This is a genomic window from Fictibacillus sp. KU28468 (assembly GCF_026153615.1).
Lineage (GTDB): Bacteria > Bacillota > Bacilli > Bacillales > Fictibacillaceae > Fictibacillus_C > Fictibacillus_C marinisediminis.
In genome coordinates this window covers 1,255,752-1,272,962 of record NZ_CP110666.1, presented here as the reverse complement: position 1 = coordinate 1,272,962, position 17,211 = coordinate 1,255,752, and the positions used below count along the sequence as shown (strand labels likewise).

At 42.2% G+C, this 17,211-nt stretch carries 23 protein-coding genes; 7 read left to right on the top strand and 16 right to left on the bottom strand.

The annotated features are described in order from the left end of the window. The first annotated feature begins 213 nt into the window (after positions 1-213). Positions 214-1,308, top strand: coding sequence for an L-dopachrome tautomerase-related protein (locus OKX00_RS06550; RefSeq protein WP_265410484.1), 1,095 nt, complete (start codon positions 214-216; stop codon positions 1,306-1,308). Positions 1,309-1,354: 46 nt separating this feature from the next. Here OKX00_RS06550 and OKX00_RS06545 read toward each other — a convergent pair whose 3' ends face one another. The 6 genes from OKX00_RS06545 to OKX00_RS06520 form a co-directional block, all read right to left on the bottom strand. After that, positions 1,355-1,654: a spore coat protein gene (locus tag OKX00_RS06545; RefSeq protein WP_061975292.1), complete on the bottom strand. Its 300-nt coding sequence runs from the start codon at positions 1,652-1,654 to the stop codon at positions 1,355-1,357. Next, entirely contained in the window at positions 1,651-1,866 is a 216-nt protein-coding gene (locus tag OKX00_RS06540) for a hypothetical protein (RefSeq protein WP_265409856.1), read from the bottom strand. The genes OKX00_RS06545 and OKX00_RS06540 overlap by 4 nt, the downstream gene beginning before the upstream one ends. Before the next feature lie 15 nt (positions 1,867-1,881). Then, complete coding sequence (locus OKX00_RS06535) at positions 1,882-3,018, bottom strand: zinc-dependent alcohol dehydrogenase (protein WP_265409855.1); 1,137 nt, start codon at positions 3,016-3,018, stop codon at positions 1,882-1,884. 18 nt (positions 3,019-3,036) lie between these two features. After that, the gene (locus tag OKX00_RS06530) at positions 3,037-3,405 is read right to left on the bottom strand and encodes a spore coat protein (RefSeq protein ID WP_061975298.1); all 369 of its coding nucleotides are present in this window, start codon (positions 3,403-3,405) and stop codon (positions 3,037-3,039) included. Then, positions 3,402-3,668, bottom strand: a complete 267-nt coding sequence (locus OKX00_RS06525) for a hypothetical protein (RefSeq protein WP_053357386.1) — start codon at positions 3,666-3,668, stop codon at positions 3,402-3,404. The genes OKX00_RS06530 and OKX00_RS06525 overlap by 4 nt, the downstream gene beginning before the upstream one ends. A 607-nt stretch (positions 3,669-4,275) precedes the next feature. Continuing rightward, a complete protein-coding gene (locus OKX00_RS06520; protein ID WP_265409854.1) occupies positions 4,276-5,445 on the bottom strand; it encodes a glycosyl hydrolase family 18 protein in 1,170 nt (389 codons plus the stop codon). A 205-nt stretch (positions 5,446-5,650) separates the two neighbouring features. On the opposite strand from OKX00_RS06520, the gene OKX00_RS06515 reads away from it, so the two are divergent. After that, positions 5,651-6,556 (top strand): DMT family transporter, encoded by a 906-nt coding sequence (locus tag OKX00_RS06515; protein ID WP_265409853.1) that lies wholly within the window; start codon positions 5,651-5,653, stop codon positions 6,554-6,556. A gap of 61 nt (positions 6,557-6,617) precedes the next feature. Here OKX00_RS06515 and OKX00_RS06510 read toward each other — a convergent pair whose 3' ends face one another. Next, a complete protein-coding gene (locus OKX00_RS06510) occupies positions 6,618-6,935 on the bottom strand; it encodes a c-type cytochrome (RefSeq protein ID WP_265409852.1) in 318 nt (105 codons plus the stop codon). Positions 6,936-7,102: 167 nt separating this feature from the next. On the opposite strand from OKX00_RS06510, the gene OKX00_RS06505 reads away from it, so the two are divergent. Further along, positions 7,103-8,071, top strand: coding sequence for a quinone oxidoreductase family protein (locus tag OKX00_RS06505; protein ID WP_265409851.1), 969 nt, complete (start codon positions 7,103-7,105; stop codon positions 8,069-8,071). A gap of 43 nt (positions 8,072-8,114) precedes the next feature. Here OKX00_RS06505 and OKX00_RS06500 read toward each other — a convergent pair whose 3' ends face one another. Then, the gene (locus OKX00_RS06500; RefSeq protein WP_265409850.1) at positions 8,115-8,582 is read right to left on the bottom strand and encodes a hypothetical protein; all 468 of its coding nucleotides are present in this window, start codon (positions 8,580-8,582) and stop codon (positions 8,115-8,117) included. A gap of 640 nt (positions 8,583-9,222) precedes the next feature. On the opposite strand from OKX00_RS06500, the gene OKX00_RS06495 reads away from it, so the two are divergent. Then, positions 9,223-9,606 carry a hypothetical protein gene (locus OKX00_RS06495; RefSeq protein WP_265409849.1) on the top strand — a complete coding sequence of 128 codons (384 nt, stop codon included), beginning with the start codon at positions 9,223-9,225 and terminating at the stop codon, positions 9,604-9,606. A gap of 121 nt (positions 9,607-9,727) precedes the next feature. Beyond that, positions 9,728-9,874, top strand: a complete 147-nt coding sequence (locus OKX00_RS06490) for a hypothetical protein (RefSeq protein WP_156418878.1) — start codon at positions 9,728-9,730, stop codon at positions 9,872-9,874. Between the two features lie 73 nt (positions 9,875-9,947). Here the strand turns inward: OKX00_RS06490 and OKX00_RS06485 are convergent, their stop codons facing one another. The 4 genes from OKX00_RS06485 to OKX00_RS06470 form a co-directional block, all read right to left on the bottom strand. Then, on the bottom strand, positions 9,948-10,253 hold the full coding sequence (locus tag OKX00_RS06485) for an ArsR/SmtB family transcription factor (RefSeq protein ID WP_062233339.1): 306 nt from the start codon (positions 10,251-10,253) through the stop codon (positions 9,948-9,950). Between the two features lie 86 nt (positions 10,254-10,339). Further along, a complete protein-coding gene (locus tag OKX00_RS06480; protein ID WP_265409848.1) occupies positions 10,340-11,119 on the bottom strand; it encodes an SDR family NAD(P)-dependent oxidoreductase in 780 nt (259 codons plus the stop codon). A 187-nt stretch (positions 11,120-11,306) separates the two neighbouring features. After that, complete coding sequence (locus tag OKX00_RS06475; protein WP_265409847.1) at positions 11,307-12,392, bottom strand: polysaccharide deacetylase family protein; 1,086 nt, start codon at positions 12,390-12,392, stop codon at positions 11,307-11,309. 133 nt (positions 12,393-12,525) lie between these two features. After that, positions 12,526-12,795: a hypothetical protein gene (locus OKX00_RS06470; protein ID WP_053357370.1), complete on the bottom strand. Its 270-nt coding sequence runs from the start codon at positions 12,793-12,795 to the stop codon at positions 12,526-12,528. Positions 12,796-12,934: 139 nt separating this feature from the next. On the opposite strand from OKX00_RS06470, the gene OKX00_RS23310 reads away from it, so the two are divergent. Further along, positions 12,935-13,162 (top strand): CotD family spore coat protein, encoded by a 228-nt coding sequence (locus tag OKX00_RS23310; RefSeq protein ID WP_416054307.1) that lies wholly within the window; start codon positions 12,935-12,937, stop codon positions 13,160-13,162. A gap of 241 nt (positions 13,163-13,403) precedes the next feature. Next, positions 13,404-14,249: a YitT family protein gene (locus OKX00_RS06465; protein ID WP_053357369.1), complete on the top strand. Its 846-nt coding sequence runs from the start codon at positions 13,404-13,406 to the stop codon at positions 14,247-14,249. A gap of 70 nt (positions 14,250-14,319) precedes the next feature. Here the strand turns inward: OKX00_RS06465 and OKX00_RS06460 are convergent, their stop codons facing one another. The 4 genes from OKX00_RS06460 to OKX00_RS06445 all read right to left on the bottom strand — a co-directional run bounded on the left by OKX00_RS06460 (position 14,320) and on the right by OKX00_RS06445 (position 17,082). Next, a complete protein-coding gene (locus tag OKX00_RS06460) occupies positions 14,320-15,183 on the bottom strand; it encodes a Cof-type HAD-IIB family hydrolase (RefSeq protein WP_265409846.1) in 864 nt (287 codons plus the stop codon). A 12-nt stretch (positions 15,184-15,195) separates the two neighbouring features. Beyond that, positions 15,196-15,951 (bottom strand): DeoR/GlpR family DNA-binding transcription regulator, encoded by a 756-nt coding sequence (locus tag OKX00_RS06455; RefSeq protein WP_265409845.1) that lies wholly within the window; start codon positions 15,949-15,951, stop codon positions 15,196-15,198. Positions 15,952-16,155: 204 nt separating this feature from the next. Then, positions 16,156-16,701 (bottom strand): flavodoxin family protein, encoded by a 546-nt coding sequence (locus OKX00_RS06450; RefSeq protein WP_053357366.1) that lies wholly within the window; start codon positions 16,699-16,701, stop codon positions 16,156-16,158. A gap of 81 nt (positions 16,702-16,782) precedes the next feature. After that, the gene (locus OKX00_RS06445) at positions 16,783-17,082 is read right to left on the bottom strand and encodes a hypothetical protein (protein ID WP_053357365.1); all 300 of its coding nucleotides are present in this window, start codon (positions 17,080-17,082) and stop codon (positions 16,783-16,785) included. Positions 17,083-17,211: the final 129 nt, after the last annotated feature.

The window sequence follows — 17,211 nt, the reverse complement described above, 5'->3', positions numbered from 1 at the left end:
AGCGTCACAGCTTCATGCGTAATCCTGTCTTCTCTTCATTTTTTTCTGATTGGCTGCTGCCCTTTTCTTTTTACGGAACATCAATACAAATGTTCAGGTGAATAGATTTTAACCAAAGAAAAAAGCAAGTGCTCCGCCCATGTTCTTTGCCATGCACAAGAAAAACTGCCGGTCATATATAGGTAATATCGGTTCAAATCGATGAGGGAGATGATGAAATTTATGCTGCCTATGGAAAAATATTTCGGTAAGTTTGAACTCGTTTATTCATTTTATGGGGCTATGCCTACAGGCGTTACCGTGTCAGAAACCGGGCGTATTTTCGTTTGCTTTCCAAAATGGGGAGATGACGTGAAATTTACGGTGGCTGAAATTGCGGGTGATCAATTACATCCTTATCCAAATTTGGAAACAAATTTGGCCAACCCGGCAAACGTTGCGATGTCATTTATCAGTGTCCAAAGTGTAGTGGCTGATGGAAGGGGAACACTTTGGGTATTGGATACAGCAGCACCCAATTTTTCTGAACCGATTAAAGGAGGAGCAAAACTGGTCGCTGTTGATTTAAAAACAAATACAATCAGAAATGTATATACCTTTACAGAAGAAGTCATCCTGCCAACCACATATTTGAATGATGTTCGCTTTGATTTTCGCGTAGGAAAAGCCGGTTATGCCTATATCACAGATTCATCCTCCAAAGGTCCAGGAGCGATCATTGTTGTGGATTTAGAAACCGGAAACGCATTCAGACGGTTAAGTGGAACCCCACCTACATCACCCGATCCCTATTTCTTGCCAAAAGTAGAAGGAAAAATACTGATGAACCGCAATAAAGACGGCTCCATTTCTCCCTTTCGACTGGCGTCTGATGGTATCGCGATTTCTGTGGATGGAAAAACATTATTTTTTTGTCCATTAACGAGCCGTCATCTGTTCTCCATTTCAACAGAAGCCCTGAGAGACAGAATGATACCGGAGAAGGACTTACTTTCCCGGGTGGGGTATTGGGGAGAAAAAGGGGCATCTGACGGAATGATTACCGGGGCAAAAGGAAACGTTTATGCAGGGGATTATGAAAACAACAGCATACGAAAGATCATGCCGAACGGAAAAATGGAAACCATTGCACATGACCCGAGGCTTTTATGGCCGGATACGTTTTCGATTGGACCGGATCAATACTTATATGTGATTGTGAACCAATTACACCGGCAGGCCAGGTTTCATTATGGAAGGGACCTGCGGGAAAAGCCGTATAGTTTGCTTCGTATGAACATAGATGAATTGCCTGCTCCTGCATTCTGACAATAAATAAGGAACAGTTTATTCGTAAACTGTTCCTTTACATGATCTATAGTGTTGGCAAATCCAAAGCGGTATTCATATTTGTCAAATTCAATTGGATCTGCTCGTTCGTATCCCAAGCATGATACCATCCTTTTTCCGCCATATAACCGGAAATTTGTTCATGCATCTCTATGGCTTCCTCCAAATGCCGGGTTAACATTTCTTTGATTTCAGGTGTTCCGGCTTCCGTGGCAGCCATCGCGTAATTTCTGACACCGCTTTTTGCCGCAATCAATAAATCCATCGCAACAACCTGGTCGGAAATGGCATCCATTCCTGTTAAGTTTTCAATGATTGAATTCAATTTAACTCAGCTCCTAACGATTGCTTTGCATTGGATAAAACAGAGGTATATTCGTTCAACTGACTGGTGGAAAGATCAATGTCTTGCTGCATCATTTCTTTTAGCCTTGGGTCACTGACCAGTGCTTTCATCGTTTTGGACTTGGTTAAACAATTTGTTTTAAAAGCGGCCATTTCTTGAACCTCAAGTACTTCGTGCAGAGCATAGTTCATTTTCAATCCTCCTTCCTAAGGCTTCAGGACGACTTTTATGCAATCATCCGTTTTGGTATCAAAAATTTCATAGCCGCGCTTCGCTTCACTGAGCGGAAGGACATGGCTGACCACATCTCCCGGATCGATCTTTCCTGTAGAAACGAGTTCAAACATATAAGGCATATAGTGAATAACAGGTGCTTGTCCGGAGCGGATATTGACATTGCGGTTCATAATATCTCCAAATGGGAAACCGTTGTATTTTCCCGCATAAACGCCGGTCACCTGGATATTGCCGCCTTTTCGGACAGCCTGGGTCGCCATGATAAATGCACCTAATGCACCACTGTGAAGTTTTAACCCACTGGCAAGAAACTCCATATCTGTCATTTTTCCGTCCATACCAACCGCATCAATGACTACATCCGCACCGCCCTTGGTGATTTCCTTCAGGTATTCTCCACAATTTTTATGATCCTCAAAGTTAACGATTTCAACCTTGTTCGTCCGTTTCGCATGCTGCAGGCGGTAATTGACATAATCAACGGCAATCACGCGCTTCGCCCCTTTTAGCCAGCAAAACTTTTGTGCAAAAAGCCCCACCGGACCGCATCCCAAAACGATAACGGTATCCCCGTCCTTTACGCCCGCATTATCGACACTCCAAAAACCAGTGGTCATCGCATCCGCAATAACCGCTAACTTTTCATCAGGTTCCTCGCAGGTCTCCGGGATTTTAAAATGAGTAAAGTTGGCAAAAGGAACTCTCAAATATTCCGCTTGCCCGCCTGGGTAACCGCCAGTTGTTCCGGAATATCCGAAATAGGCTCCCATATCTCCATTATCATTTGAATTGTCGCATTGACTTTCCAAATTGTCCTTACAGAAACGGCATTCACCGCATGCGATGTTAAATGGAATGATGACGCGGTCTCCCTTTTTTACTTTAGTCACTTCAGGACCAACCTCTTCAACGATTCCCATCGGTTCATGTCCAATGACATAGTTCTCTTGCAGGTTAGGGATCATGCCATGAATTAAATGCAGATCAGAACCGCATATTGCTGTACTGGTTACTTTGATGATCATGTCATCCGGTTTTTTAATCTTAGGGTCTGGCACGTCTTTCACAACAACATTTTTTATCCCTTGGTACGTTACCGCCTTCATACTATATAACCTCCAGTGTCAATGTTCATCAGGTGTCCGATCGAACAAGCCCTTTCGATTGGTCTCAACGGGAAACAGGTTCATTTTGCCAATCTTCATCGTATTGTTGGCCGAAAGCTGGTCCAATTGGTACTGTTCCGTTAATTCGTAAGGATGGAACCACTTTTTCTTGATCATCAATTCAGATATTTCCTGATGCATCGCTATGCCCTGCATCAATTGTTTTCTTAATGTGGCACGGACATCAGGTGATGCAGATTCGGTTAATGCAACAGCTATGTTGCGAACACCTTCTTTGGCACGAAGAAGAAAGTCCATGGCAAAGGTAGTGTCTGCCATCTCAGGCATATGCAGCGAGTTTATTGGGTCCAAATAATCATTATTCAATGGATGGTACCTTCCTTTCCATCAATGATGGGAGTGGGGCGATTTTGAGGAACAGGAGCTTGAAAAGGAGCTCGTTCATAGAGGGACTGCAATTCAGTCAGATCTTGTATTGATTGTTCAACATCTTTTTTCATTAAATTCCTAAGATCATCATCAAAAACCAGTCCTTGCATTAATTTAGACTTGGCGATACAAAGCGTTTTAAAGTTAATGGCCTCATGTAAATCCAACGACTCATGGGCAGCCAATTTTTGTTGATCCATTTTGATTCCCCTCCTTTTTATCGTAAATACAATGGTATTGTTCCAAACATGAGAATCAAGTATGCTTAACAATATTTCTTACAAAGACCAATTACTTACAAGGATAGAACTACGAAAGGCAAGCAGAATAAATCATCAGCAAATCCCGGGAAACTTAAAATTAAAAGTACTCCTAACGTACATAGAACTAGAAAACCGGTGCCCCCCAATAACGCTTTTGGATAAATAAATGCCACAATTATTAATCCTATAAGTAAGAGCCATATTATCGACTTGAGAGTTACTTTGAGAAATTTCCAGATAATATAACCAAAGCTCTCCCCACTTCAGTACATTCTCACCCGAAAAAAACCTTCACTACATAACGGAAGGAAAATGCGGAAGCCTCGTACGAACAAACCACGTATTTGTTATACATAACGTTTTATTTACATTTTATAAGATTAAACGGTGTTATCCCCCACCTTTACCCTATATTAATGCCAATATTTTTTACCATTATCTAAGAGAGATGAGCTTCAGGTATTTTCTCTCGTCCACATTTTAATCAGATAAAAAAGAGACCCTATCCGGTGAACTGCCGGCTAATAGAATCTCCCTGCATTTTTTATTTTGCATTTCTTACGTTAAATTGATCTTCAAGCATGCTCCAGTTATGAGGAAACGGTTCACCAAGCACCCAATAGGCAATTCCACGAAGGTTATAATATTTTACCTGATTGAATTTTGCTTGAGCGCTTTCTTCGTTCTCAAACCAAACCACGTGTTTTTTACCTTTGTCATCTGTGTAGTTAAAATATGGAGAATGAGCTTTGTTGTCGTATTTAATGTCTGCGCCTTCCTTGATGGCAAGTTCCGTGGCTTCCTGCGGAGCGATCCGTTTGGCGAAAGGATTGCCCTTCTTATATGGAAGTATCCAATCATAGCCATATAACGGAGCGCCCATAACGATTTTTTTGCGCGGGATGACCGAGGCAGCATAATCGATAACTTTGCGAACTTGCGGAACAGGAGAAACAGCCATCGGCGGACCTCCAGACCAACCCCATTCGTACGTCATTAAAATAACAAAGTCCGCAAGCTCCCCATGTCTTTTATAATCATGGGCACCGTGCCACGGTCCTGACTGTTCATCACTCGTTTTAGGTGCAAGCGCCGTTGAAGTGATAAATCCTTCCTTTTTCACTCTTGGCAAAATCGTTTCAAGGAATCCGTTGTATAAATCTCTGTCTTTAGCGCGGATGTGTTCAAAATCAATGTTGAGTGCTTTGTATCCTTTTGTTTTCATCGTTTGGATAACGTTTTTGATTAATCGCTCGGATACCGTTTTGTCCGTAAAGATTTTATGTGCTACGTCAGGAGAGAAATTCCCTTCTGTAAAATTGGTCAGCACAAGCATCGGAACGGCCCCTTGTTTCCTTGCAGCAGCCAGTGCCTGATCATCCTTGATGCCGATTAAATTACCGTCAGCTTTTACACGATAGCTGAAAAAAGCAACATATGATAAATGCCTGCCCACATCTTTAACTTCTTTGACAGCAGCCCGTTGGTCAACAGGCTCTAAAAAACCAATGGTCGTGATTTTTGTTTTTTTATGAATGGTCTGTGACGGTGTTATATCTTTTTGTTTGCTGCCATTGTATTTTACTTGCTGCAGCCTTGGGTGTTCTTTCCCTGTCTTGTCTGCATCAGCAGCACCTTGTTCTTGCCCCTTTATACTGCCGCAGCCTGCCAGGGTCAGCGTTAGGGCAAATGTTATTGCGAGAATTTTCTTCAAAGGTGTACCTCCTTTTTTCCTTATGCTTCCTTTCTGAAAAGGCGGATATACGAAGTTGCAGGGAGCAATTTTTGGAAGGGGTCCAGCAAGTCCGGACAATCATACATCTTCTTTGTTTTTCAGCCGATTCTATACAGGGTCTTCAAAAATAGGTTGAATTGCGATACGCTTGAAAAAAGATGAGGAGAAACGAGGTGGGCAATGAATGAAATGGCCCTATATATGGATTGCAAGCGGTGCGGCTCTATGGGGAACAATAGGTATATTCATTAAGGAACTGTCTTCATTAGGGTTTACCCCGATTCAGATTGTAGTATTGCGTGCATTAGGAGCGGCCATTGCGTTTATCATCATCACGCTTTTTACGGACCGCTCACTGCTAAGGATAAAATTAAGAGATACTCATTATTTTATTGGGACCGGCTTGCTCAGTATCGCGTTTTTTAACTGGTGCTATTTTAAAGCGATGGAAGAAATGTCTCTGTCCGTTGCAGCCGTCTTGTTGTATACAGCACCTGCATTTGTACTGATCTTGTCGCGTATCTTTTTCAATGACTTGATCACAGGAAAGAAATTAACAGCTCTTGGTGTCACGTTCCTCGGCTGTCTGTTCGTTGTCGGCTACATGCCATCTGCTAAGGCAGGTATTACTTTGTCCGGGCTTCTTACGGGTTTAGGAGCTGGACTGGGTTATTCTTTGTACAGTATTTTTGGCAAAGCCGCTTCTGCCAAATACCATACACTTACGATTACGACATTTACTTTTATTTTTGCAGGTCTTGCTCTGTTTCCTGTTAGCGGACTGGCAACATCCATACATTTACTCGAGAATGGAAAAGCATTCCTTTATATTTCAGGACTTGGAATTATTCCGACTGTCTTCGCCTATATCCTCTACACCGTAGGACTCCGACAGGTTGAACCGAGCCGGGCTGCCATCGTTTCAACCATTGAGCCCGTTGTTGCTACACTCACCGGATTCTTCCTTTTCAAGGAAGAACTGACTCTCTTGCAGACCATCGGTATTCTGCTGGTTATCTCAGCTGCAGTTCTTGTGCAGGACAAAAAAACATCAGCATCCCTTCATCAGAAGTCCACCAATGTTTCATGAAAAAAGGCATAAAAAAGAGACAGGATCCATTCCATTGAATGAATTCAGTCTCTTTTTTCCTTTATTTTTTCTTGGCCAGCCATTGAGCAACGTTCTCCGCTTCCTTGCCCTGGATTAATCCAGCAGGCATACCTCCACCTCCGTTTCTAATCTGCTTTAATATTTCCGCCTTGGTATGTTCTTTTCCGATGTCTTTCAAAGCCGGCCCCGTACCGCCTTCAAGATTGTTGCCGTGGCAGCTGGCGCAGTTTTGTTTAAACGTTTTCTCCGCAGAAGCGGTATCCATTGAGCCTCCTTTTCCTCCTCCGCTGTCCCCGCCTGAGGAGCAGGCTGTTAGAGCCAGAACTATTCCTAAAACGAACGTAATCTTATTTATCATGCATATGACCTCCCAAGTAAAATAGATAAATATTCCATTACAACCACAGTTTCCACAACATTTAACGATTTAAACCTTTTTCCTGTTTAATTATCTTTTCTAGTGAAATTTCTCCATTTTGTTTACAATGATAGTATGACTACTACTTGAAATGAGGAATACAAACGATGAAGGCTTTAACATTTAATGAATTTGGTGGACCGGAAGTCTTACAATATCAGGACGTTCCGAATCCAGTGCTGCAAAAGAATGAAATACTTGTTCGCATGAAAGCGATCGGGCTTAACTTTGCGGATGTGTACCGGAGGAAAGGGAACTATCACTTGAAGGGCACCCCTCCGTATATTGCCGGTTATGAAGGCGCTGGAATCGTGGAAAGGATCGGAGAAGGGGTAAATGGGGTGATGCCTGGAGATAGGGTGGCCTTTGCCGATGTACCGTATGCTAATGCTGAACTTGTCGCTGTACCGGAGGATCACCTGATTCCTTTGCCTGATGACATTTCATTTGAAACCGCGTCCTCTCTGCTGCTGCAAGGCTTAACGGCTCAATACCTGACTCGTGACAGCTATCCCGTAAAACCCGGAACACTTCTTGTTGTCCATGCTGCGGCAGGCGGTGTAGGCCAGCTTCTCATCCAAATTTCCAAGGCACTGGGCGGAACGGTAATTGGGCTGACATCTTCAGAGGCGAAGAAAGTAGCTGCTTTGTCCGCTGGAGCCGATCATGTTTTTCTTTATGATGAAGCCTGGAAGCGTAAAGTAAAAGAAGTTTCTCCTGAAAATAAAGGAGCAGATGTCATTTATGATTCTGTAGGCAGTACCCTTAAGGATAGCTTTGAAGCGGTAAGAATCGGCGGAACGGCTGTATTTTATGGAATGGCAGGCGGAGATCCGCTGCCGGTTGATCCACGAATGCTGATGGACACTTCAAAAACACTGACAGGCGGTGATCTCTGGAATGTTATCACCTCCCATTCAGAAAGGGTGTCCAGGTCTCATCAGTTGTTTGATATGATTCGTTCGGGCTCTATTAAGATACCAGAAACCACTTCATTTAAGCTTGAAGATGGTAAAGAAGCCCACCGTTTTCTGGAAAGCCGGAAAAGCACAGGAAAACTCCTGCTTATTCCTTAAATATAAAAGCGAGTGGATCAATTTCGTTGATTCCACTCGTTTTTTAATATTTATATAAAAGATTCAATGCCTTCATCCGTTCTTTCGTCATGGATAGCAGCAATTGATTATTGAGTGTCTTTGCCATTTTGTAAGTTAGTCTTAGAAACTTTTCCAATCCTGATTTATATCCTTTCGTAAAAGCCAGTTCATCACATTTCGTTTCTGAATGCAGATCAATCTTCCCTTCCAAAACAGGATATTGCGAATGGCCGATTTCGTGCCAAATGATAGCTTGCTTTATGTCCTGATCTTTGCAGAACAGCGAATAATCGTACACTACAATAAACCGATCAAACTCGGGATCCAAGGAGGAAAAACACAATGTTAAAATTCTATTATCAATATTCCAAAGGCGGAGCCACTTTTCATTTTCCAGGCCAAAGGTCCTCATGATCTCTTGTTTATCCTCTATAATCGCTATACGCTCATGATATGTTTCTTCTTTTAAAACTTCACATAAACAAATCACAGCCATTTCTCCTTTTCCCTATCATTTCACCTCTCTCATTTAACTTATGTGACATCCTCTTTAAGTATTCTGCGAGATTTTTTTCACACAGCAAAAAAGCATATTCTTCTCAGAATATGCTTTTTACTACTCTATCCTTTTGCAGCTGCTCTACTTTTTTGCGACAGGCAGCAAGATGGTGACTGTTGTTCCTTCATTAATTTTACTCGAGAATGTAATGGTTCCTTTAAAATCAACCTTAGCTAAACTTATAAGATTTCTCTCTATTTTCCATCCATCCAAGCATAATCTCTCTTTTACATAAATTGTCTTTATTCCTATTTTTTTAAAAAAAGTGCTTAACAGCGCCTTTTTTTCGTAAAAGAGGTTCTTGTCCCTTTCTAGCAACACACGAAATGAATACAGTATCTCGAAAGGGGTGAAATAAATGCCAAGAAGAAGTGAATCCCAGCGCAGGAGAAGTGAATCCTCGCGCAGAAGACGTGAATCCTCAAGAAGAAGTGGATCCCAGCGCAGGAGAAGTGAATCCTCAAGAAGAAGTCGACGAAGCGAGTCCAGCTCATTAATAATGAGATTTGAATCATCTTCTAGCAGTTCCAGCAGCTCTAGCAGCTCTAGCTCCAGCAGCAGTTCATTTAGAATGCCGTTTTCTGTACAGATGCCTGTACAAGGTGCTCAACAAAACCGGAACCGCAACCAGCGGCCGATCCAGGTCGTCCAGAACTGTAACTGCGGACGACAGTCCAATGAAAACCCAGTGATGGGTGCAATGGATAACCAGCGGCCTTCTCTAGCACGGCCTAGATGCCGTCGATTCTGCCAAAACGTGTGCCGTTCCTTGTTTGGAAGGGACAGAGAACAGTGTATTGCAGATTGTTTGGCGTGCCGCGGCAACCAGGGCAATACTATGGGCAGCATGGACGACAATAATGATTGCAGTTGGAGGTCTTCCGGTCCAAGAGGCGATGTATTTAGTGTCCAAAGTGATATGAATGACGGACATTATTGGGATTATGAAGACTAAGGTCCATGTGCTCCCATAATGAAAGACCCCTTGTCTCATAGTGGACAGGGGGTCCTTTACATATTCGGGATAAAACGTTATACACTAGGGAACTCTTTTATTAGATATGGAGGTGGATGAAATGAAACAGTTTGATTTGGCGCAATTAACGAGTGAGCAAAAAGCTAAATTGGATCATATGGAGAAAGAACTGGATGTCGTACTCATTGCTTGGGACAAGCAGGGTAATACAGACAGCACACAGCAAAGCAATAATTTTGATATCTAAAAAACCCTTCAGCGAAGGGTTTTTCTTACGTTCTGTTCTTATTAATGCAAAAAACAAGGATCTTAAGCGAGGGCTAAAGATCACATGTACTCTCCACGGTATGAATCAGCTGCTTCAATAACCCGATGGAAGGCTCAAGTGCCAATGAATAGAAGCGCTGTGTTCCTTTTTGCTCAATCGTCACCAGCTGTATGTCCCTCAAAATCTTCAAATGGTGAGAAATAGCCGGTCTTGATAAAGTAGAATGCTCTGTAATTTCATTGACCGTCAGCCGGTCATGCTGAGCAAGCAATAAAATAATATCTTGTCTTGCGGGATCACTTAATGCCTGCAAGAGCGGAATACAGGAACGAAAAACATCTATAGCCTGCTGTCCCATATTCATCCCCCTCTGCGTCTATTTGTTTAATCTCATAAACCTATATATGCTCATGATAGATAACTTCGTGTTCTTTTTCAAGTGGATCATGATTTTCCTTGGACATTTCTCACAGTTGCCGTTACCCACTTCCTCGGTATAAACCGGATGGAGTTAGCGAGCAGCCTGTTTTTAAAACCAGGGATCACGATGGATTTTCCTTTCATTAATCCTTCATAGCCAATGTTTGCTACACGTTCTACTTCCATTACGCCGCTCTTAAAGAGCTTTGACTGTCCCAGATTTGCACGTGATTCAAAACCTGTTTTGGTTGGACCTGGACATAATGCCGTAACGGTCACTCCCATGCCCTTCATTTCATTTTCGAGAGCTTCTGAAAATGACAGAACATAGGCTTTTGTTGCATAATATACAGCCATTAAAGGTCCTGGCTGAAAAGCGGCCGTTGAAGCGACATTTAAAATTTTCCCATTCTCCCTCTCCTTCATTCCCGGGAGGAATAATTTAGTCAGGGTTGTGAGTGCTTTTATATTAATGTCGATCATGGATAATTCATCCTGTAGATCCGTCTCCGTAAATTCTCCAAATAAGCCATATCCAGCGTTATTCACTAAAAAGTCGACTGTGATCTGCTGTTGCTGCAGTTCATGAAATAATGCTTCTGCCTCACTGTACTTAGACAAGTCCTTTACATTTACAGTGCATTGAGCGTGAAATTGGGCTTCCAGTTCCTGTTTGAGGGTTTGCAGTCTTTGCTCGTTCCTCGCCACTAGCACCACATTATAGCCATCTCTTGCAAAACGCTTTGCAAGTTCTAAACCTATACCAGAAGAGGCTCCGGTAATCAAAGCTGTTTGCTGTTTCATACTGATCTGCCTGCCTTTACGTTATATTTTACGAGTATGTCCAAACGTTCAAGATATCAAACGTTTAAACTTTTAAACATATTGTAATTAAGATATCTCGCCGTGTCAAGGAAGCGAAAATACAATTGGTGCCAGGCACCGCGATTACACAAGTGTGTAAAGGCGGTGCCTGGCACCAATTCTTAAATTATTTGCAATGGAAAGTGACTGGATGCATATCAGGTTCAATTCGTTTGAACTGGTAGCCATTTTTCTGAAGATATTCCAGAAGCTTCGGCAGGCTCTCCAATGTTTCTATCCGTTCGTGCATAAGAATTACGATAGGCTCTTTCCGATTAGCTATTTTCTTTAGTTGGTTTATGGAATTCTCCACATATTTCGGGCTTCGAAACGACCAGTCCATACTGTCGATCGTCCAATCCCACAGCTGGTAACCATGGTCTTTTACCGCTTTCTGATAAGGAGGTTTCATATAAGGCGCGCTGCCATATGGAGTCCGGATGAGGACCGCTTTTTTGCCTGTCACCTTTTGCAGCGCTGCATTATCTTGATCCATCTCCTGTACCACGGTTTCTTTTGTTCGGTAAATCTTTTTTGGATCGTGGGTAACACCATGCAGCCCAAGCGAATGGCCTTCTCGATCCATCCGTTTAACTGCTTCCGGAAATCTTAAAATATTTGGTTCCAGCATAAAGAACGTTGCTTTGGCATTATAGCTGCTGAGCACGTCCATGAAGCCTCCGGATACATTGGATGGACCATCATCAAACGTTAAATAGACCGTTTTCGGCTCGGCGGCACCTTCTTTTTGTGGTGGTATAGATTTATGTATAGCAGGGTGCGAAATAGCTTTGGTTGGTTTTTTGTTCTCATTCCTATCTGATATTTGAACAGATTTGACTGCTGGTTGATGTTTTGCTGCAATCTTGTTTTTTACTTTTGGTGATTGTTCTGAAGCGGATGGCTGGGAAGGTGGCTGCCTGGTTGTTTTCTTTTCCACCTCTGCAATCGAACTGGATGTTTTCACTTTTTTCAGGCGCCTATTCTCACTTGCCGATTTTTGTTGTGATGTATGGGAGGCCGAAGTTTTTGGAGAATAGGATTTCTTCTGAGTTTCTTCTTTATGATACTGCCCATCCACGGATGTTGCCTTAATTTTATTGACATGCCATGTTCCAAAAATCACAAACAAAGTAAATAATGACAAAACTAATACAACCGCAGCTTCTCTATTGCCGGCCCCTTTTCTTACTTTCCCTAAAGATCCTCTCACCGCTCCATCACCTTATCTTTACATAACTTTTATACTCTCTCAGTATAAAGGTTTTTTTTGTAAGAAAAGGTAAAAAAATAGAAAAATTTATGAAAAAAGTAAGAACTTCCTCGATGAATGACAGATCATGCGTCTAGTCCTTTTTCACTTGGTCTGCCTGCGGTTCATCAATGGGAAGAAAAGACAAAACTTCTTTTACGATAGCATTGATCTTGCCATCTATAAAAGATGAACCATACTTCTTTTTCGCCTTCTCGATCTCCTCTTGCACTCCCTTTTCAAAATTGATCAAAGGGATATCTTCTTCCGCTTCATTATAGAGATCAATCATGGCTTCAAGCCCTTCCTGCATGCTGTCGATGGCATCGCTGTAGAGTTTTCTGCTTTTTTTATTAAGCTTCATATTATCACCTGTTCTCATTATTTCCTTTTTTTTATGCCTAAATCATTTTTTATAGTCATCTACCCTGTCCGTTTCCGGCAAAATTTCATAAATTGAAAAGTGAAGTAATGGTTAATCTCAAACAAAGGAGAGATCGTTAATGTATTACGGTTATGGCTGTCATCGTCCGCATGTCGTTGTTCACCCTACACAGTGCTGTGTTCAGCAGCATTATCACACTGAAGAGGTTATTCACGTCCATCCTGTTCAGATTCAGCATGTGAATCACATGCTGTACCAGCATGTCCATGAGTATCCTGTCTCTGAATATCTAACCTGCCAAGAGCATCACCAAAACATTTCATGCGGCGCACCTCCTTGCTGCTGATCACATTTAAGGCCTGTGTAACCAAAGGTTAATGGTATACAGGCTTTTTTACATAAAACATAAACAAAGACGAACAAATGTTGAAACTCCTTTAAAGCCGTGGTATATTGATCTCTTGTATAAGCAGGGCTTGCAGCCCTACAGGCCTGCAAGCCCTGCTAAAATGGACGCAAAAATAAAACCAGCCCTTGTGGTTGGTTTATTTGAATGAATTTTTATTGTCAATGAAAGGGGGATTAAAATGAAAAGCTATTTGAAAGAGTTGATCCTGATTATTATTGGCTCATTCTTTTTCGCGCTTGGTGTAAACTGTTTCGCTATCCCAAATGAACTGGGAGAAGGGGGAGTTACCGGTATTTCTATGATCTTGTATTATCTCTTCTCCTGGTCGCCAAGCTATACGAACTTTATTATGAACGGCATTCTTTTGATTATAGGGTACAAGCTCCTTAACAAAAGAGTGACATTGTACACAATTTTCTGCATTGTTTTTACCTCGGTTTTCCTTCATATGACAGAAGGATTAGGAACACCTGTTAAGGATACAATTCTTGGTACCGTGTTTGCCGGTATTTTCATCGGAATTGGTTTAGGACTTGTTCTTCGTTCTGGCGGAACGACTGGAGGATCGACCATTTTGGCGAGAATGGCAAATCAGTATTTGGGCTGGAGCATCAGTGGGGCCATGCTGGGATTTGACCTGTTGGTCGTGCTCAGTTCCTATTTTGTTATCGGAGCTCAAAACACCATGTACACCGTTATTTCTATCTATATCTCTACAAAAGTCCTCGATTACATAATTGAAGGCTTTGATACCCGAAAAGCTGTCACGATTATCTCTCAGCATGCCGAGGAGATCTCCAAAAAGGTAAACGACGACATGGACAGAGGTGTAACGGTGTTTTCCGCCCATGGCAGCTATACGAAGGAATCGAAAGAAATTTTATATGTAGTCATTAATAAACAGGAATTATTTGAACTGAAAAAAATCGTACATCGCATAGACGAAAAAGCATTTGTGGTCATCCATGATGTTCGGGATGTTTTCGGGGAAGGATTCACATTCCCTAAGACAGAGGTCTCCTGACTCAAGTCTGCATGCAAAAAAAGGTCTGCCGTTACGCCCAAGTGGTTACGCCGGCAGGCCTTTTTTGTATTTATACTGCTTGTTTAAGAATAAATTCCCTGATGGCATGAGCTACACCATGCTCATCGTTTTCCAATGTAGTAAAATGGCAGATTTCTTTAATTTCAGGCAGCGCGTTGCCCATTGCAATACTCGTGCCCGCAAACTTCATCATCGGCCAGTCATTCATATTGTCCCCAATGGCCACAGTATCTTGATAAGGTATTCTAAGATGATCAGCCATCCCTTTTAATCCATTTCCCTTGTTGGCATTTTCATGATTGATCTCAAGGTTATGGTCCGCTGAACTCGTAATGGAAAGCCCTTCAAATGCTGAAGCTGATTCACGGATTTCCTCAAGCTTTTCTAAAGAATAAGAAAACGGAAGAATTTTATTGATCACCAGATCTTCTGTCCATATGGATCGGAAGGAAGAAATCGAAATTTGCCCAAATTGTTTCAGATATCCTTGAGCGGCTTTCCACAATTCTTCTGAGTTTATCTCTGGGTTTGCTGACTTTACGATATCAATTTCAACCTGGATTCCATTTTCGCCAAAATCAGGCGTATAGATGCCCTTATTCGTATGAAGATGGTAAAAGACGTTCATGTCCTCCAGTTGGGTAAGGATGTGGTAAGCATGTTCTTTCTGCAGAGGATGGCATTGTACAATTTTCCCTTCATCATACAGTACAGCTCCGTTCGCCCCGATCACAGGACATTGGATCCCGGCATTCTCGAGCAGATTCAGTACATCTTCCACCGCACGTCCCGTACAGATCGCTACTGTATTCCCCTGAGCTTGAGCCTCTTTTATAGCCATAGCATTTTCTTTGCTGATCGTCCCCTGTTTCATCAATAGTGTTCCATCCAAATCAATTGCGATTAATTTCATGTCTTCCTCCTCTTACAGAATGATCGTTTCTACCTCATACTGCTCTAATATTGTGGTTAAACGTGAATCCATTTCTTGATCTGTAACTAAAATGTCAATGTCCTCCAACCCGCATACCTTCTGAAAGTAACTGCGATTAAATTTCGTAGAATCAGCCAGTACGATGACTTGATCAGAACGCTTGATCATTTCCTTCAATAAAAAGCCTTCTTCCTCAAAAGGTATGGTCAGCCCGTTAGATGAGATTCCGCAGGCTCCAAGAAAGAGCTTGTTGACTCTGAAGTCCGACAGATGCTGGATCGTTCTTGCTCCATAAATCGACCGGTGTTCATTGTTCAGCAATCCTCCAAGCAGATGGATCGATACCTTTTCTTTACGTGACAGGATTCCAGCAATGTCGATAGAGTTGGTTACGACAACATTCCGCTCTGTTTTCAGGTTCTCAGCCAAAAACTGTACAGTTGTAGATACATCCAGAAGCAGATGATCTCCATCCTGAATCAATCCAGCTGCAAAGCTGCCAATTCGCTTTTTTGCATCAAAATCCTTTTTCAGGCGCTGGTCATAGTTAAACACTTCATGATAAAAGGTCGGAAATTTAGCACCGCCCCTCGTTCGGACGATCTTACCTTCCTCTTCAAGCTTCACCAAGTCTCTTCTGGCTGTATCACGGGATACGTTATTCATTTTGCAGATGGTTTCCACATCTACCCGGTCATGCTGCTTTATATAGTTAACAATTGCTTCCATCCGTTCATCCTGATACATGCCTTTTTCACCCCTCGCTAAGTAATTATAAGTAAACTTAAGTATTTCCGCAACGTTATATGCAGAATTTCATAAAAAAATAAGCAAAAGCGGGCAAAAAACCTTACTTTGCTTAGTTGGGGAAAAAGACTTGAGGGTCTCTTTTAAGCATCAGTATGCGAGGCCCATTATGAAAAAAACCAACAATATGCCTTAACAAAGCCTTTATTTAAGAGAAGAAAACGTTTCATTCCAACGCTTGGCTTCTGCAATTGCTTGTTCATCTTTTAAAATGTCATGGGGTGCGTTGGCTGTTCCGATAATATATTCCTGAAAAGACATTCCCATAAAATCAAAAATATGCTGAAATTGCTGGATCAGCGGCAATGCCTTAATCTTTGGCTGATCGCCGCCACACGTAACCACATAGGCTTTCTTTTGGCTCATTTTCCTTTTAAATTCAAAACGGCTGTCCCGAAGGCTCTGTGACCAGCGATCTACAAAGTTTTTCATAAGTCCTGACATGCCATACCAATATACCGGGGTGGCAAAGATCAGAATATCATGCTCAAGCACCATATCGATCACCCGGTCATAGTCATCTGCAACCGGCTGAAAACCGCCATCCGCGTGCCTCAAATCATCAATAGGCGTAATCTGCTTTTCTTTTAAAATGATCGGTGTGTATTCTATACCTTCCAGCGCCATTTCCGTCAACTGTTGGGTGTTTCCATCCGCTCTGGAGCTTCCTATGATTGCTGCAATCTTCATTCCAATCCCACCTAAATAAATAGTTTCTTCCTGTATCATACAAGAGAACTAATCTTTCTGCCCAGCAACTGGACATCCCGATCAGCGGAAATGCTCTTTTTTACGCAATTTCGCTTTGAATGCACACCACGAGTTTCTGGAAGCCGCATAGCTTCCAATGGCAGCATAGCCGTAAAAAAAGCCCATAAAGATTCCAGCGATCAGATGGTGGCGGTGGCTGTACAGGATGGAAAGCAAAAGGCCGATTAAAAGCGCTGTCGTGGGAATGAACGCCCGCGGTACAGGTGTAAACAGTTTAATCAGCTGCGTCAGGATAAGAACAATCGGGACAGCCAATACTCCGTCCCAGAAATTTGTATGAATAACTGGAAATACTTCCATTATGAGTTCCTCTCTTTTATTAAAGTACCCACAGTATCACCATAGCTGAAAGGATTTAAAAGGCAATTTTAAAAAAGTGAGGTGCCAGGCACCACGATTACACAAGTGTGTAATGGCGGTGCCTGGCAC

Excerpts from the sequence above, each read along its gene's own strand:
- OKX00_RS06550 (WP_265410484.1), top strand. The coding sequence starts at position 214 with ATGAAATTTATGCTGCCTATGGAAAAATATTTCGGTAAGTTTGAACTC.
- OKX00_RS06540 (WP_265409856.1), bottom strand. The coding sequence starts at position 1,866 with ATGAACTATGCTCTGCACGAAGTACTTGAGGTTCAAGAAATGGCCGCT.
- OKX00_RS06535 (WP_265409855.1), bottom strand. The coding sequence starts at position 3,018 with ATGAAGGCGGTAACGTACCAAGGGATAAAAAATGTTGTTGTGAAAGAC.
- OKX00_RS06525 (WP_053357386.1), bottom strand. The coding sequence starts at position 3,668 with ATGGATCAACAAAAATTGGCTGCCCATGAGTCGTTGGATTTACATGAG.
- OKX00_RS06515 (WP_265409853.1), top strand. The coding sequence starts at position 5,651 with ATGAAATGGCCCTATATATGGATTGCAAGCGGTGCGGCTCTATGGGGA.
- OKX00_RS06510 (WP_265409852.1), bottom strand. The coding sequence starts at position 6,935 with ATGATAAATAAGATTACGTTCGTTTTAGGAATAGTTCTGGCTCTAACA.
- OKX00_RS06505 (WP_265409851.1), top strand. The coding sequence starts at position 7,103 with ATGAAGGCTTTAACATTTAATGAATTTGGTGGACCGGAAGTCTTACAA.
- OKX00_RS06495 (WP_265409849.1), top strand. The coding sequence starts at position 9,223 with ATGCCGTTTTCTGTACAGATGCCTGTACAAGGTGCTCAACAAAACCGG.
- OKX00_RS06490 (WP_156418878.1), top strand. The coding sequence starts at position 9,728 with ATGAAACAGTTTGATTTGGCGCAATTAACGAGTGAGCAAAAAGCTAAA.
- OKX00_RS06485 (WP_062233339.1), bottom strand. The coding sequence starts at position 10,253 with ATGGGACAGCAGGCTATAGATGTTTTTCGTTCCTGTATTCCGCTCTTG.
- OKX00_RS06480 (WP_265409848.1), bottom strand. The coding sequence starts at position 11,119 with ATGAAACAGCAAACAGCTTTGATTACCGGAGCCTCTTCTGGTATAGGT.
- OKX00_RS06470 (WP_053357370.1), bottom strand. The coding sequence starts at position 12,795 with ATGAAGCTTAATAAAAAAAGCAGAAAACTCTACAGCGATGCCATCGAC.
- OKX00_RS23310 (WP_416054307.1), top strand. The coding sequence starts at position 12,935 with ATGTATTACGGTTATGGCTGTCATCGTCCGCATGTCGTTGTTCACCCT.
- OKX00_RS06465 (WP_053357369.1), top strand. The coding sequence starts at position 13,404 with ATGAAAAGCTATTTGAAAGAGTTGATCCTGATTATTATTGGCTCATTC.
- OKX00_RS06460 (WP_265409846.1), bottom strand. The coding sequence starts at position 15,183 with ATGAAATTAATCGCAATTGATTTGGATGGAACACTATTGATGAAACAG.
- OKX00_RS06455 (WP_265409845.1), bottom strand. The coding sequence starts at position 15,951 with ATGTATCAGGATGAACGGATGGAAGCAATTGTTAACTATATAAAGCAG.
- OKX00_RS06450 (WP_053357366.1), bottom strand. The coding sequence starts at position 16,701 with ATGAAGATTGCAGCAATCATAGGAAGCTCCAGAGCGGATGGAAACACC.
- OKX00_RS06445 (WP_053357365.1), bottom strand. The coding sequence starts at position 17,082 with ATGGAAGTATTTCCAGTTATTCATACAAATTTCTGGGACGGAGTATTG.